Origin of the sequence: Bradyrhizobium cytisi, from assembly GCF_008123515.1 — a bacterium.
GTDB classification, from domain to species: Bacteria; Pseudomonadota; Alphaproteobacteria; order Rhizobiales; family Xanthobacteraceae; genus Bradyrhizobium; species Bradyrhizobium cytisi.
On sequence record NZ_VSSR01000168.1, the window covers coordinates 1 to 762 of the forward strand.

A 762-nucleotide genomic window follows, 5' to 3' on the forward strand; every position below is an offset into this window, starting at 1 on the left:
TCGCCATCGCCAACAGCCGGCTGATCGCCTGCGACCGCACCGGCGTCACCTTCCGATGGAAGGACTATCGCGCCGATGGTCGCGACCGCCAGAAGCTCATGACACTCTCAAGCGGCGAGTTCATCCGCCGCTTCCTCATCCACGTCCTGCCGCAGGGCTTCCACCGCATCCGTCACTACGGCCTGCTCGCCAGTGGCACCCGCGCCGATAACATCGCTCGCGCGCGTGAGCTGCTCGCCGCTGCAAATTCTGAAGGCCAGCCCACCACTGCTGCCGCCGCCGATCAAATCAAGCCGAGCTGCCCATGCTGCGGCGGTCGCATGATCATCATCGAGGTGTTCGAGCGCGGTGCCACGCCACGGCATCGGCCAACAGCTCCAACGAACCGCATCAGGATCGACACCTCATGACCGCGTCGCCATCCCGCAAATCTGCTCGTCGCGCTCGCTGCCTCTCGACAGGCCCTGGCAGAGCGCGCCCAGATATCCGCCAGCCGCCGCAAATCGTCCGCCAATTCACCCCGTTCAACGCGGCAGGCCGCTCATTCATGAGCCGCTCCGCCCTCGGCCAACTCGCCGAACCGGCTCAATTCCAATCAAACACATCATCCGCGGCACCCCCATAGCCCACGCCGCGCCACCCACGTGCCCATCCCGCGGTTTCCTCCCTTGGAGGTTTGCGGACGCCGGCCCCGTGCCCGCGCCGCCACCTTCATGGGGCCGGCATCCGAAAACCTTCACAATCTGTCTCTTATACACATCT

At 65.2% G+C, this 762-nt stretch carries 1 protein-coding gene; it reads left to right on the forward strand.

Going from position 1 to position 762, the window contains the following annotated elements; all coding sequences use genetic code 11:
- Nucleotides 1–410 (forward strand): transposase (locus FXB38_RS42330; RefSeq protein ID WP_187435534.1); only part of this gene is annotated, 410 nt, incomplete at its 5' end.
- Nucleotides 411–762: the final 352 nt, after the last annotated feature.